Here is a 15168-nt window from a genome sequence, read left to right on the forward strand (position 1 = left end):
TATGTTATTCGCCGCACTGTTCTTTATCTTTTTATCGATTGTTTTCAGCTGTCAGCGAGTGCGCTGGCTGCTGGCCGGTGAAGCGGATTTGTCACAGAAGGAAAAGCGTATCAGTTCTCTGTTTGGACATTATTTAAGAGGAGATGCAGTTCTGCTGCTCCTGCTGTGGGGATTAAAGACTTATTCCATACCTTATCTGTATCAGGGAGCCGGAATTGCGTTTTTAACCATCACCAGTTTATTCCTTATTAATATGGGAATGATATTAAAAATTCAATCGTAATTTAAGAAGACTGCGTAAGGAATTAAACTTCCTTATTGCAGTCTTTTTTAATTATCTGGAAAAATTTAGAAAATTATAAGAATTTTAATATTTAATTCATTATAACAGAACGTTATAATAGGATAGAGACAGAGACTGATATGGAGGGTTTGAGAATGAAGTGGTTTAAAAAGAAAATAGACGAAGAGGTGCAGACGGCGGAAGCCGGACCTATGGAAGATGATGTCTTTGAAAAGGAACTGGAGCATCTGATGTCTGAGGAGCATGGAAAAAAGAAGAAGAAAAAGTTGTTTAAGAAAAAATGGAGTAAGAAAAAGAAAATTATAGTAGGTTCTGTAGCTGCTGTACTATTCCTTTTTATTGCATTTAACAGTGCAGCAGGAGGGAAAAGTGCAGTGATGCCGGTTACGGTAACACCTTTAAAGAAGGGGGAGGTTACGGAAACTCTTTCTGTAAGCGGACCAGTTCAGGGAACGGACAGTGTAGAGGTTGTGTCCAATTTGCATGCTGAAATCCTGGATCTCCCGGTAAAAGAAGGTGACAAGGTAGAGAAGGGGCAGCTGCTGGCTACTCTTGATGATAAAGATGCCAAAAAAGAAGTGGATATAGCTCAGAATGCTTACGACCTGGCTGTCAGTACATATAAAGATAAACAGTTAGAAGCCGAGAACGGATATGCAAAGGCAAAACAGGACTATGAGACGGCCAAGGCAAATTACAACAGAACTCTCGCTTTATACCAGGGGGGCAGCGCAACACAAGTTGAGCTGGAAGGTGTTACCAACACCATGAATGATGCGGCAAGGGAGATAACCACCTACACCCTAAAGGATGGAAAACCGGTTGCCAATGAATCTTACACCCTGCAGATTGAAAAAGAAGCATTTGAACTGCAGCAGAAAAAAGAAGCACTGGAGAATACGAAAGTAATAAGCCCGATCTCAGGAACTGTGGTCCGGGTAAATTGTAAGGTAGGACGTTTTGCAGATAAAACAGATGATGATAAACCCATGTTCATTATCAATAATTTAGATGTTCTGGAGATGAAAATTAATGTCAGCGAGTATTCCATCGGCAAGGTAAAGGTGGGTCAGCCCGTTGAGATAGGTGCCGACATATTAAATGGTGATACAGTGAAAGGGGAAGTGACTGCGATTTCTCCTACTGGTGAGGAAAAGGGAGGCGGCTCTACAGAGCGAGTCATTCCTACCACCATCCGCATTATTGACCAGAATTCTAAACTGATTGCTGGAATTACAGCAAAGGCCAAGATTGAACTGCAAAAAGCAGAAGATGTATGGGTGGTTCCCATTTCCGCGCTGATCCAGAATCCGGATGGAAGCATGGCAGTTGCGTCTGTTGTCAATAACACAGTAAAATATATTCCTGTAAAAACAGGTGTAGAAAGTGATATCGAGGTGGAGATTATACCGGAAGATGAGAGTGCATTATCAGAAGGTCTCCAGCTGATTGAAGCTCCATCCTCCATGATCTCAGATGGAATGGCGGTTCACGTGCTTCCGTCTCAATCGTAAGGGGGATTTAGTATGTGGAAAAAGAAAGAAGTGGTCCCTGACTATATTACCCAAAATGTCAGCGAGGATCTGATAAAACTGGTTGATATGGTAAAGATCTATGATACCGGTTCCATTAAGGTTCTGGGATTAAAAAGGGTGAACTTAACAATTAAGCGGGGCGAGTTCGTTGCTATCATGGGGCAGTCCGGATCTGGAAAATCAACACTGATGAATATTCTTGGCTGTCTGGACCGGCCGACCATGGGACATTATTATCTGGATGGCATTGATACTGCTGATATGCCGTCTGATGATTTATCTGCGATACGAAACCGGAAAATCGGCTTTGTATTCCAGTCATTTAATCTGATATCAAGAACATCGGCGTTAAAGAATGTGGAGCTTCCCATGACTTATGCCCACATTTCAAAAAAAGCAAGAGAAAAAAGGTCCATGGATCTTTTAGAGCGTGTAGGTCTTGGAACCAGATATGAACATATGCCAAATGAGCTTTCCGGAGGCCAGAGACAGAGAGTTGCCATTGCAAGAGCTCTTGCCAATGAACCGCCGCTGATCCTTGCAGATGAGCCTACCGGTAATTTAGATTCCGCTTCCTCCGTGGAAATTATGGAATTATTCTCTAAACTTCATGACGAAGGGGCAACCGTTGTTTTAGTTACTCATGAAGAAGATATCGCAGCGTTTACCAACCGTATAATCCGTTTTAGGGATGGCGAGCTGGTCAGCGATACTCCTAATATTCCGGTATCGATGGGCAAAGAGGAAAATTCAGAGTATCAGAGTGGGGAAGCATTATGCTGATAGAAAATATGAGTATGGCAATACATGCCATAAAATCTAATAAAATGCGGTCGTTTCTTACGATGCTGGGCATCATAATCGGTATTGGCTCAGTGATTGCCATTGTGTCGGTGGGCGACAGCATGAGGAATGTATTTAAGGATGCTTACAAAGATGTGGGAGTGAACCGGGCCATAATTCTGGTATCATGGGAAGTGGAGGATTTTCGCTATTCGGATTATTTTGACAGAGATGAGCTGGACAGGGTCAAAGAGGTCTTCCGTGATAAGATAGAGTATATTGACACCAATTCAAGTGCTGATGCAGAAGCTGTGAACCGCTTAAAGAAGGTGAAGTTCGATTTTCAGGGAGTGGATTATAATTTTACGGATGTTCAGCCGCAGAATATTATTTACGGCAGATTTATAAATGAAGCTGATGTGAAAAAGGCAGCGAATCACGTAGTGCTGGAAGATAAGGGCGCGGTGAAGTTATTTGGTACTGCGGACTGTGTAGGACGTACCTTCCGAATGACGGTTGATAAGGATACCCAGGAGTACACTGTAGTAGGCGTGTATCACAAAGATCTGTCACCCATGGCTGCTATGCTTCTGGGGAATGGACAGAATCAGGCAGGATTCATACCTGATACTGTTGTCAGTAAGAAAGGCGGCAGATTCCGGGTATTGAACGTTTATGTACGTGACGGAGTGAACATGAAAGAGTTTCAGCCTATGATAACCAGGTATGTAGCAAAAATAAAGGGACGCAAAGAATCAGAAATTATGGTTAATACAGTAAAAGATGAGATGGGAAGCATGGATACCACTCTTTCAGCCATGTCTGCAGCTGTAGGAGGAATTGCTGCGATCTCTTTGCTTGTAGGTGGAATCGGAATCATGAACATCATGATGGTTTCTGTGACAGAGCGTACCAGAGAGATTGGAATCAGAAAAGCACTTGGCGCAAGGACAAAGGATATTATGATTCAGTTCTTAACCGAATCAGCATTGATGTCCGCATGCGGCGGTATCATTGGAATTATCCTTGGTGTGGCAATTGTAATGATTGGAGGAGCTGTTTTAAAAACGGCCGTAATCGTAAGACCCTCTGTGGTTGTTCTGGCAGTTGGATTTTCCGGAATGGTGGGAATATTTTTCGGGCTTTATCCGGCTTCGAAAGCAGCAAAGGCAGACCCGATAGAAGCTTTGAGGTATGAATAGGAGGAAACATGCTGTTTGAAAATATGACTATGGCAGTTCATGCCATAAAAGCGAACAAAATGAGGTCTCTTCTTACCATGCTGGGAATTATCATTGGTATCGGGTCGGTGATTGCCATTGTATCCATTGGTGATACCATGAGGTTTATGATTTCAGATATCTACAAGGATGCGGGAACAACCCTGGCTTCTGTTTATGTCTGGCCCTCTGACGGCAGTGACATGAGAGACAGTGATTATTTCAGTGTGGATGAAATTGACCGGATCAAAGAAGTTTACGGAGATGAGATCAGTTATATAGATGCTGATGCAAGGCAGAATGCAGAAGCTGTTTTCGGCAGAAACAAGGTAAAATTTGCGTTTGAGGGTATTCGTGCCAATTATCCCGACGTTCATGAGATTAATATTATATATGGCAGGAATTTAAATGAGGCTGATATAAAGGGCAGAAAAAATCATGTTGTTCTGGAGGCAAAAGGTGCGAAAGCGCTTTTTGGCACGGAGGATGCCGTAGGAAAGACTTTCCGGACGACTTTTTACGGAGATACAGCTGATTACGACGTGGTAGGAGTATACCGCAAGAAGGTGAATCCATTAGAGGCCATGATGGGAGGAGCCGATGAAAAGCAAGAAGGTTATCTGCCGGAGACAATTTTGGTATGGCCAAATGATTCGATTTACAATATCAGGCTGTACGCAAAAGAGGGGACCGATATGAAAACCTTTTCTGACCGATTTTCCCAGTATATAGCGAATATGAAGAACAGGAAAAGAGAAGATGTTACCTTTTATTCCGTATCCAGTGAAATGGGAAGCGTTGATCAGGTTATGGGCGGCTTGTCTGCAGCCGTAGGTGGAATTGCCGCAATTTCCCTTCTCGTCGGAGGCATAGGAATTATGAACATCATGCTGGTTTCCGTAACAGAACGAACCCGTGAAATCGGCATTCGCAAGGCTCTTGGAGCAAAAACCGGGGATGTTATGGTTCAGTTTCTGACTGAATCAGCAATCCTTTCAGCAATAGGGGGAATAATAGGTGTTGTATCGGGAGCGGGGCTGGTTTTCCTTGGAGGTACACTTCTTGGAATGACAGTTGTAATCAAACCGCTGGTAATTATCGTGGCTGTTGGATTTTCTGCACTGGTTGGCCTGTTTTTTGGCATTTATCCGGCTTCCAAAGCAGCGGGAAAAGATCCTATTGATGCCTTGAGGTATGAGTAAAAGCGCAGCAGTCTTGCTGTGCTTTTTTTCTCAAAAATAAAAAATTCCTTAATTGGCTCGCAAAGTAACATGTTCTATGCTATAATAAGGTGATATCTTATGGTATAGTGAGGAGACCATATGCTGAGTGAAGAAAAAATAAAAATCATGACGAATCTCGCGATGTTTGAGAAAAAGGAAGGGAAAAGGATTTTTCCGATCAACCGGTACTTTAGAAGTGACTACGTCAGCAGCAAGCTGTTTCGCTCCTTTTTCAGCTACACGTTCAGCTTTCTTGCCTGCCTTCTGTTATGGGGACTTTATTATATGGAACGCTGGTTGAATACCATGGACATAAAGAGTCTGATGGATACTGGAATAAAGGTTGGCATTGTCTACGCTACCGGTCTTGCGGTTTATCTGGTTATCAGCATCTCTATATATATGAAGCGTTACGAGTATGCCAGCCGTGGAATCAAGGTTTATCTGGCAAAATTAAAGAGGCTGGACAAGCGATATGATGGAAATACCAGATCAATAAAAAGAATAAAAGGAGGGCGTACATCATGATGGGCCTTCTTGTCTTAAGAGAACGACTAAAAGAGTTTTATGCAAGGTATGGAATCTATATCACTCCTGTTATCAAATTTATATTCAGTTTTCTGGCTTTTTCTTTGATGAACAAGAATATTGGATTTATGACGAAGCTGACAGAACCGCTTATCCCGCTGGTTCTGGCTTTGGTCTGCTCTTTTCTTCCTTATGGAGCAATTTCCTTTCTTGCTGCCAGTTTTATGCTTGCTCATCTGTCAGGAATTTCACTGGAAGTTACCCTGGTTATGGCAGTGTTTATCCTTGTGGTTGGCCTGCTGTATTATGGTTTTCAGCCAGGAGACAGCTATCTTTTGATATTGACACCGGTCTTTTTCCTATTGAAGATCCCCTATGCAATCCCTTTGATTGTGGGACTCTCCGGAGGAATTGTTTCCGTAATACCGGTGGGCTGCGGCGTATTTATCTATTATACGCTCCTGTATGTGAAACAGAATGCGGGAGTGCTGACCAATGATTTGGCTGCAGATGAGATGCAGAAGTTTATGCAGTTGATGAAGAGTCTGCTTGCAAACAAACTGATGTTAATTATGGTGCTTGCATTTACTCTGGCACTGTTAATTGTGGTGATTATACGGGGGCTTTCCATGGATTATTCCTGGATTATAGCCATTATTGCAGGAACCATTGCACAGCTTAGTGTTATTTTCATTGGTGACATTACAGCGGATGTATCGGTATCTGTTCTGGAACTTTTTGGAGGAGTCCTTGTTTCTGTTGTACTTGCAGGAATCTACACATTTTTTGTATTTACAGTGGATTATTCGCGGACGGAGTACGTACAGTTTGAAGATGATGACTATTATTATTACGTCAAGGCAGTTCCCAAGCTGACAGTCAGCACCCCTGATGTAAAAGTTCAGAAAATCAATGCCAGAAAACTCCAGAGACCGCAAAGGTAAGAAGAACAAATAGGGAGGTGGATGACTTGGCAAACTTTTTAGATAATATGTATTCCTGGGTATCGTTCCTTCCCAGAATATCAAAAACGAATCTGGTTGAGATTGTTATCATAGCAGTTTTGCTCTATGAGCTTCTTGCATGGATTATGAATACGAAAGCCTGGACACTGCTCAAAGGTATTATTGTAATCTTTGTTTTTTATCTCTTTGCTTACGTTTTCCGCTTGGATAATATTTTTTGGATCCTCAATAAGATCGCTGCTCCGGCAGTGACCATGGTAATTGTAATCTTCCAGCCGGAACTGCGAAAGGCCTTAGAGCAGCTGGGCAGCAAGAATCCATTTACAGGAATACTTACCTTTGACGATGGAAGAGATAATTCGGGATTTACCGATAAGACAATTAATGAACTGGTAAAAGCCACTTTTGAGATGGGGAAGGTAAAGACGGGAGCACTCATTGTGATTGAACGGAGTGATTCCTTAAAAGAGATTGAAAGGACTGGGATAGAAGTGGGGGGAATTGTCAGCAGCCAGCTTCTGATTAATATTTTTGAGCATAATACCCCTCTTCATGACGGGGCTGTGGTAATTCGTGGAAACAGGGTTGCAGCGGCGACCTGTTATCTGCCGTTGTCCGATAATATGACCATAAGTAAGGATCTGGGAACCAGACACAGGGCAGCAGTCGGAGTGAGTGAAGTCAGTGACAGCATAACCATCGTGGTTTCTGAAGAAACCGGAAGGGTGACGGTTGCACTGGAAGGAGGTTTAAAGCGTATTGCAGATGCAGATATGCTGAGAACCGTTCTGGCTGGTGTAAAGCAGGCCGGAGAGGAAGGAAGCAGATTCAGGATTTTGAAGGGAAGGCGTAAGAATGAAGGAAAAGCTCTTAAATAACCTTGGACTGAAAGTTGCGTCTCTGGTGCTTGCTTTTGGCGTGTGGATGGCGATTGTAAACATATCCAACCCTGTCATTGGTGACTCCCAGCTTGTTCCTGTTGAGGTTCGTAATGAGGAGGCTTTAAAGGCAGCAGACTTAACCTATGAAATCGACGGCAAGGATATGGTGGCAGTCTACTACCAGGTGAGAACCAGAGACCGGTCTCTGATAAAGGCATCAGACTTTAAGGCATATGTGGATTTGAAAGATTACAATGTAACAGGTGCAGTTCCGGTTACAGTGGAGATAAATAAAGATAAGGAAGGTCTGGTAAAAAGCGATACCATTACGGCAAAGCCTATGGTAATCCGGATCATTACGGAACAGCTTCAGACCAAACGATTTGATTTACAGGTGGTTACCAAAGGAAAAGCCAAGGAAGGCTACCAGCCTGGAACCATTAATCTGGTTCCTGATCATGTCACAGTGGAAGGACCGGAATCGTTGGTGGGACAGATCAACCATATGGGAGTGGAAATTCAGATTGCCGCCAATACGACTTCAGATATCAATGCGACTGCTGAGCCGCTGTTTTATGATGCAAACGGCAATAAGCTGAACCTGTCAGATAAAGTGACTGTGAACAAGTCGCAAATTGATTATTATGTTCAGATATTGAAAGCAAAGAACCTTCCCCTTAATTTTGAAGTTACGGGTCAGGTTGCAAAGGGATACCGCTATACCGGGCTGGAGTCAGATGTAAAATCGGTTGCTGTTGCAGGAACTAAATCTGTGCTTGCTTCTCTGACGTCCATCGATGTATCATCAGATAAGCTGAATATAGACGGTGCCACAAAAGATAAAATAGTACGGCTGGATTTGAGCCAGTATCTGCCGCCGAATACCACCATTGCAGGTGATGAATATAAAGACGTATCCGTAAAACTGAAAGTGGAGCCACTGACCACCCGGGTATTTACCCTTCAGTTAAGCAACCTTGACAAGAAGGGGATGTCTGAGGATTACAATTATAGTTTTGACAAGCAGACCTGTGATGTTACTGTGAAGGGACTGAAGGAAGATTTAGATGCATTAAAAGAAGAGAATTTAAATGCTGTTCTTGATGTTTCAGATCTGAATCCCGGCACATATCCCGGAATGATTCATTTTGAAGTTGCGGAAGGATTTGAAGTCACCGTGTATACACCGTTCAATGTTACGGTTGCAAAAGAAAACACGGTTTCGACAGAGACGCAAAGCACCACTGTGTCTGAGACGACAGAAAGTTCTGCACAGTAAAAGACTGGTCATTCAGATGATTAGTATGTAAAAAGTTTGGAGGAAATTCAGTATGGTCAGTGCTAAAGTTGTTATAAAGAATCCTACCGGTCTGCACTTGAGACCGGCGGGGATTCTTTGTAGGGAAGCCATGAACTTTAATTCAACAGTGAGTTTTCGTTTTAAGAACACCACTGCCAATGCCAAAAGTGTACTTAGTGTGTTGGGTGCCTGTGTAAAAAGCGGCGATGAAATTACCTTTGTCTGTGAGGGAGCAGACGAAGAGGAAGCTCTGGCGACCATGATCAAGGCTGTTGAGGGGGGCCTTGGTGAATAGATGTTTTCATTTTTAATTAATAAGGAGGATTTTATGTTTAAAGGAACAAGCGCATCTGCGGGAATTGGAATTGGGAAAGCCGTTATCGTAGAAGAGACAGAACTGAAGATTAAGAAAGACACAATCACAGATGTGGATGCGGAAAAAGCCCGCTTTCAGAAGGCTTTAAACCAGACCATGGAGGAAACCGATGCTCTGGCAAAAGATCTTGCCACAAGAGTCGGAGAAAAGGAAGCTGAGATTCTTAACGGCCATCTGCTGCTGCTTTCTGATCCCATGCTGGTTGGTGAAATCGAGAATACCATCTCTGGAGAGACGGTTAACAGTGAATATGCAATCGAAACCGTATGCAATACGTATGCTGATATGTTTGCCTCCATGGGAGATGAGCTGATGCAGCAGCGGGCTACGGATATGCGTGATATTAAAACCCGTATGCAGAAGATCCTTCTGGGAGTCAGTTCCGTGGATATCGGATCTCTTCCTGCAGGAAGCATTCTGGTGGCAAGGGACTTAACACCGTCCATGACAGCAGGAATCAATCCGTTAAACGTAACCGGTATCGTAACCGAGCTGGGCGGAAAGACATCTCACAGTGCCATTCTTGCCAGAGCCTTAGAGATCCCTGCAGTGGTTGCAGTGGATGGCTTTATGAGCCAGATCTCAGATGGCACAGAGCTGATACTGGATGGATCAGAGGGAGTGGTTTTTTCAGACCCGGATCAGGCAGTAAGGGAAGAGTACACAGCGAAAAGGGATACATTCTTAAAAGAAAAGAAGGAACTGGAGCAATACATCGGAAAGCCAACTATCACAAAGGATGGTGTGACTATCGAACTGGTTGCCAATATCGGTAAGCCGGAGGATGTGGAGAAGGTTCTTCAATATGACGGAGAAGGCATCGGTCTGTTCCGGACGGAATTTCTTTTTATGGACCGGTCAAGCATGCCCACGGAAGATGAGCAGTTTGAGGCATACCGCAAGGTAGCGGCTGCTATGAACGGGAAACCGGTTATCATTCGTACTCTGGATATCGGCGGAGACAAAGAAATCCCTTATATGGGTCTGGAAAAGGACGAGAATCCGTTCCTTGGATATCGTGCTATTCGTTTCTGTCTGGATAGGAAGGAAGATGTATACCGTCCTCAGATCCGCGCACTTTTAAGAGCAAGCGCATTTGGTAATATCCGGATTATGGTGCCTATGGTAACGTGTCTGGAAGAATATCGGGAAGCGAGAGCTTTCGTAGATGAGATTAAGAAAGAACTGGATGAAAACTCCATTGCTTATAATAAAGATATCCAGGTTGGAATCATGGTGGAAACAGCGGCAGCTTCCCTGATGGCAGATGTATTTGCCAGAGAAGTTGATTTCTTCAGTATCGGAACCAATGATCTGACCCAGTACACCATGTCTGTAGACCGGGGCAATGACAAAGTATCCTATCTTTACTCTCCTCTTAATCCGGCCGTCTTAAGAAGCATCCGCCATGTGATTGAATGCGGAAGAAAAGAAGGAATTATGGTTGGTATGTGCGGAGAAGCCGCAAGCGATCCATTGTTAATACCGCTTCTTCTTGCTTTTGGTTTAAATGAGTTCAGTATGAGTGCATCTGCAATTTTAAATGCAAGAAAGCTGATTACGGGTTACAGCACACAGGAGCTTAAGGAAGTTGCCAATAAGGCCATGTCCTTTGCAACTGTAAAAGAAGTGGAAGATTATATGAAAGATTTTATCAGCCGTTCATAATAGACTGATGATAGAAAGAATGCAGCTGTTGCCATGAAGGCGGCTGCATTTTTTCAAAAAAAGGGTAAAAGGTGATTATTTACAAAAGGGGATATGTTACAATGAGCGTTTATCTGATCAGTTATGCAGCATCTTATCTATTTGCAAGAGCCGGTTATTACTGGCTTTCCGGTTTGATTCTCATGCTTGCAGCTTTCTTTCTCTACTGGTGTGATTACCGTAGAACAGAGAATATCATTCATTTACGGGGATTATTTTCCTTATTTTGGGTGGGAGGACAGGGCATTGCATGCTTAAAGCTGTCAGAACTGTCATCCGACTGGAGTATCATCACCTGGTTCTGCTTTCTGCTGGCATACTTAGGTTTCTGGGGGACGTATGAGTTTCTGATCAGAACGCAGGGCGCATCAGGAGGACAGCGGTCCAGATGGTTCAGCTTTAAGGGATATGAAAAACCGCTTTTTCTGGCGATGCTTATCACTACGGTACTGTCACTTTTAGCATTCCTTGCAGAGGCGGCGATTCTTGGATTTATTCCATTTTTTATCAAGGGAATGCCTCATGCATATTCTACGTTTCACATCACAGGGCTCCATTATTTCACGGTATCCTGTGTTCTGGTACCTGCTCTTTCCGTGCTGTATATCAGCATCGAACAGGGAAGGAATGGGATCAGGCTGATCCTGGCAGTGCTTATGGATCTCATTGCCTGTGTGATCCCGGTTCTATGCGTTTCCCGCTTTCAGCTGATTCTGGCAGTAGGTCTGGCAATTCTCACCTATATTGCCATGGAGAACAGGCTGAAGATTATATATGGGGCAGGACTATTGGCAGGTATGATTCCCATCTATATAATTCTTACCATAGCCAGGGGACATGATGTCACTTATTTAAATGGTATTTTTCAGATGAAATACAGCCAGATGCCGATTTTTATCACGCAGCCGTACATGTATATTGCCAATAACTACGATAATTTCAACTGCCTGGTGGAATGGCTTCCATCCCATACGTTTGGACTTAGAATGCTGTTCCCTTTGTGGGCATTATCCGGACTTAAATTCCTGGTGCCTGCTTTGGTGGATTTCCCTATTTATGTAACAAAGGAAGAGCTGACAACAGTCACTTTGTTTTATGATTCGTTTTATGATTTTGGCATTATTGGAGTGCTTTTGTTCAGCTGTATCCTGGGAGCTGTTGGATTTTTCCTGATGCGGTTTATAAAGCGGGTGAGAAATCCCATTGGTTATCTGTTTTATGCCCAGTTTGCCATGTATTTGATTCTGTCATTTTTTACAACCTGGTTCAGCAATCCGGCAACCTGGTTTTATTTGGCAGTGACTGGCGCCTTATATGTTTTCTGTTCCTGGAAGAATAATGGAAGGCATGAATAGTTATGCGCATGGTTCCGGTTTAACACCGGTTTCATGCGCTTTTTTTATTCAGCTGTTATAGGATAGCAGAATGGTGTCCCCTTTTACGGTATCAGAGGGAGAAATGTGGAACTTATTCTTGTAAGCTCTTGAAAATGTGGAATAATTTTTAAATCCGCAGGAAAAGCATACTTCTGTAACGGAAATACCAGTTCTTATGAGTTCTCTAGCAAGTAAGAGCCGTTTTTCTGTGATATAATCGAAAAGTGTATATCCGGTTTCAGCTTTAAAAAGATGCATCAGATGGTAGCGGCTGATGAAAAATGTTTCTGCAATAGAGTCCACCGTCATATCATCCGTCAGATGGCTGTTAATATAATCCATCATGCTTAAGATTCTGGCATCACCGGTGGAAGGGGGCAGATACTGGACCCGGTTTGTCAGTGAGGCACGGTTTAACTGGATCATGAATTCCAGAAAGACCACCTGGCAGTATAAATCTTTTGCATAGCCGTCGTGGGTGCAGGCATATTCTAAGTTGGCAAGAGTCTGATACAGGCTGCTTTTCTCCATGGAATGGATCCTCAGAACATGAGAATGGAGTTCTTTGGATTTTTGGAAACATGCACTTAAATCATAGGCCTCGGACTGGTATGCATGCAAGAATCCAGGAGAAAGATAGACGATGATTCTCTCGTAAGGAACATGTGAAGCTATGTCTGGTTTATGTATGTCATTCTGATTTACTAAGATGATATCATACGGTTCAAGGGAATAAGCACAGCCTTCAATCCGGTAAGTCACAGATCCCTGAATAAAAATAATGATTTTATCAAAATCGTGATAATGGTATTCGTAGTTCTGGTTTCCTTCATCGAGAAGATGAAACAGCTTAAAATCGCTGTTTAGATATCCCCGCTTTTCATAGTTATTCATTATGGCTGATTACACCTCCCGTCGATTTTATAATACAACACTTTTTGCAATATATAAAGCATTATATGAATAGAAATGATGGATTGTGCTGTTTATAATAGTAGGTATCAATCAAATAATGGAATGAAAAGGAATGAACGATGAAAATAGCGGTACTGGCGGGCGGATACAGCCCCGAACGGGAGGTTTCTTTATCATCGGGTGCCATGATTACAAACGCGCTGATGGAACAGGGACATGAAGTATGTCTTGTGGATTCCTATCTGGGAATCCCTGATGGTATAGAGATCCGGTTTGTAAGCCTGAAAGACGGAGAAACCTTTACCGGACATATTGGAAAAAGTGCTCCGGATTTAGAACAGTTAAAACGAATCGGCAGCAATCGCAGGATTCTGGGCAGCCGGGTAATAGAAGCGTGTATGCAGGCGGAGACGGTTTTTCTGGCGCTTCACGGAGGAGCGGGTGAAAACGGACAGATTCAGGCAGTTCTTGACGGATACGGGATCCCATATACTGGAACCGGGTACGAAGGGTGCTTTAAGGCGATGGATAAACACCTGGCAAAGCTTTTGATGCGGGATGCGAATATTCCTACTCCGGACTGGAGACTTTACGAAAAGGGAACAAATACGGAGCCTTTTAAAATCCCCTGTGTTGTTAAACCGTGCGGCTGCGGATCCAGTATTGGCGTTTCCATCGTTGAAACAGATGACCAGTGGATAAAGGCAGTTGAGACTGCATTTACCTGTGAAGCTGCCATACTTGCAGAAGCAAAAATTTCAGGCAGAGAATTTTCTGTAGGGATTCTGGGAGGAACTGCTCTTCCTGTTATTGAGATCATACCCAAATGTGGTTTCTATGATTATGAGAACAAATACCAGCCTGGAAAGACAGAGGAAATCTGTCCTGCATCCCTGTCGGCGAAGGAAGCAGGCTATCTGGCTGATCTGGCTTTAAGAGTACATAAGACTCTTGGGCTTGGCTATTACTCCAGAGTGGATTTTATGATGGCAGAGGACGGCAGCATATATTGTCTGGAAGCAAATACATTACCGGGAATGACACCTTACAGCTTACTCCCTCAGGAGGCAGCAGCTGCAGGAATATCTTATAATGAACTGTGTGACACGATTGTGAAGCATGGGAAAGGGGTATAAAAATGAACATTACTTTGGAAAAATATCATGGTCTGGGAAACGATTATCTGATTTTTGATCCCAACAAGAATGAATGCCGGCTGACAAAGGAGAATATCAGACTCATCTGTGACCGGAACTTTGGGGTAGGCTCAGACGGTCTGCTGGTAGGCCCCATACTGGGGCAGGATAAGCTGGAAGTAAAGATTTTAAATCCTGACGGAAGTGAAGCAGAGATAAGCGGGAACGGAGTCCGCATATTTGGAAAATATCTAAAGGATGCCGGTTATGTCCAGAAGAATAAATTCGTGGTCACCACATTAAGCGGAGAACAAACCATTCAGTACTTAAATGAAGAGGGAACCAGAATTAAGGTCTCCATGGGAAAACTCAATTTTTACAGCGATGAGATTCCTGTAACAGGTCCGAGACGAGAGGTTTTAAATGAAACCATGCTCTTTGGAAGCATTCCTTACCGTGTTACCTGTGTAAATATCGGAAATCCTCACTGCGTAATCTGGTTAAATGATATCTCTAAAGATCTGGTATGCCGGATTGGAAAGCATTCTGAAAATGCGGAGTATTTCCCTGAAAGGATTAATACCCAGCTTTTAAAAGTACTGGACCGTACCAATATTGAGATAGAGATCTATGAAAGAGGCGCTGGTTATACCCTTGCATCCGGGACCAGCGGCTGTGCAGCTGCTGGCGCTGCGTACCGCATGGGACTGACAGATCCTAAGATGTATGTGCATATGCCAGGCGGAGTCCTTGAAGTGGAAATTAAAGAGGATTACAGTGTTCTCATGACAGGAGAAGTCGGCTATGTGGGAAGATTTACATTGTCCCATGAATTTGCAGAACAGGTGAAGGCACTACAGTAAAAATATAGTTTTGGCATGACAGCTATCCGCAGAAAGCTTAGGGAGTAATCCCGCGG

General features: G+C 43.3%; 15 protein-coding genes. 14 read left to right on the plus strand and 1 reads right to left on the minus strand.

The window, feature by feature from the left end; genetic code table 11:
• Window position 1 precedes the first annotated feature (1 nt).
• From RZO55_RS01280 to RZO55_RS01335, 12 genes are all read left to right on the plus strand, one after another.
• Complete coding sequence (locus RZO55_RS01280; RefSeq protein WP_318062495.1) at window positions 2–283, plus strand: hypothetical protein; 282 nt, start codon at window positions 2–4, stop codon at window positions 281–283.
• Window positions 284–438: 155 nt separating this feature from the next.
• Window positions 439–1818 carry an efflux RND transporter periplasmic adaptor subunit gene (locus RZO55_RS01285; protein WP_318062496.1) on the plus strand — a complete coding sequence of 460 codons (1380 nt, stop codon included), beginning with the start codon at window positions 439–441 and terminating at the stop codon, window positions 1816–1818.
• 12 nt (window positions 1819–1830) lie between these two features.
• Window positions 1831–2622 carry an ABC transporter ATP-binding protein gene (locus RZO55_RS01290; RefSeq protein WP_318062497.1) on the plus strand — a complete coding sequence of 264 codons (792 nt, stop codon included), beginning with the start codon at window positions 1831–1833 and terminating at the stop codon, window positions 2620–2622.
• Window positions 2616–3824, plus strand: coding sequence for an ABC transporter permease (locus tag RZO55_RS01295; protein ID WP_318062498.1), 1209 nt, complete (start codon window positions 2616–2618; stop codon window positions 3822–3824). The genes RZO55_RS01290 and RZO55_RS01295 overlap by 7 nt, the downstream gene beginning before the upstream one ends.
• An 8-nt stretch (window positions 3825–3832) precedes the next feature.
• Entirely contained in the window at window positions 3833–5044 is a 1212-nt protein-coding gene (locus tag RZO55_RS01300) for an ABC transporter permease (protein ID WP_318062499.1), read from the plus strand.
• A 120-nt stretch (window positions 5045–5164) separates the two neighbouring features.
• Window positions 5165–5593, plus strand: coding sequence for a hypothetical protein (locus tag RZO55_RS01305; RefSeq protein ID WP_318062500.1), 429 nt, complete (start codon window positions 5165–5167; stop codon window positions 5591–5593).
• Window positions 5590–6537, plus strand: a complete 948-nt coding sequence (locus tag RZO55_RS01310; RefSeq protein ID WP_318062501.1) for an ABC transporter permease — start codon at window positions 5590–5592, stop codon at window positions 6535–6537. The genes RZO55_RS01305 and RZO55_RS01310 overlap by 4 nt, the downstream gene beginning before the upstream one ends.
• A 17-nt stretch (window positions 6538–6554) precedes the next feature.
• Window positions 6555–7436, plus strand: coding sequence for a diadenylate cyclase CdaA (gene cdaA, locus RZO55_RS01315; protein ID WP_439100008.1), 882 nt, complete (start codon window positions 6555–6557; stop codon window positions 7434–7436).
• A complete protein-coding gene (locus RZO55_RS01320; protein WP_318062502.1) occupies window positions 7414–8718 on the plus strand; it encodes a CdaR family protein in 1305 nt (434 codons plus the stop codon). Before cdaA ends, RZO55_RS01320 begins: the two co-directional genes overlap by 23 nt.
• 52 nt (window positions 8719–8770) lie before the next feature.
• A complete protein-coding gene (locus RZO55_RS01325) occupies window positions 8771–9034 on the plus strand; it encodes an HPr family phosphocarrier protein (protein ID WP_318062503.1) in 264 nt (87 codons plus the stop codon).
• A 33-nt stretch (window positions 9035–9067) separates the two neighbouring features.
• Complete coding sequence (ptsP, locus tag RZO55_RS01330; protein ID WP_318062504.1) at window positions 9068–10783, plus strand: phosphoenolpyruvate--protein phosphotransferase; 1716 nt, start codon at window positions 9068–9070, stop codon at window positions 10781–10783.
• A gap of 101 nt (window positions 10784–10884) precedes the next feature.
• A complete protein-coding gene (locus RZO55_RS01335) occupies window positions 10885–12177 on the plus strand; it encodes an O-antigen polymerase (protein ID WP_318062505.1) in 1293 nt (430 codons plus the stop codon).
• A 48-nt stretch (window positions 12178–12225) separates the two neighbouring features.
• On the opposite strand, the gene RZO55_RS01340 is transcribed toward RZO55_RS01335, so the two are convergent.
• Window positions 12226–13092, minus strand: coding sequence for an AraC family transcriptional regulator (locus tag RZO55_RS01340; protein ID WP_318062506.1), 867 nt, complete (start codon window positions 13090–13092; stop codon window positions 12226–12228).
• Between the two features lie 140 nt (window positions 13093–13232).
• On the opposite strand from RZO55_RS01340, the gene RZO55_RS01345 reads away from it, so the two are divergent.
• Both RZO55_RS01345 and dapF read left to right on the plus strand, forming a co-directional pair.
• Window positions 13233–14249, plus strand: a complete 1017-nt coding sequence (locus tag RZO55_RS01345; RefSeq protein WP_318062507.1) for a D-alanine--D-alanine ligase family protein — start codon at window positions 13233–13235, stop codon at window positions 14247–14249.
• Between the two features lie 2 nt (window positions 14250–14251).
• Complete coding sequence (gene dapF, locus RZO55_RS01350; RefSeq protein ID WP_318062508.1) at window positions 14252–15112, plus strand: diaminopimelate epimerase; 861 nt, start codon at window positions 14252–14254, stop codon at window positions 15110–15112.
• Window positions 15113–15168 lie beyond the last annotated feature (56 nt).

It is taken from the genome of Clostridium boliviensis (assembly GCF_033342255.1).
Lineage (GTDB): Bacteria > Bacillota > Clostridia > Lachnospirales > Lachnospiraceae > Lacrimispora > Lacrimispora boliviensis.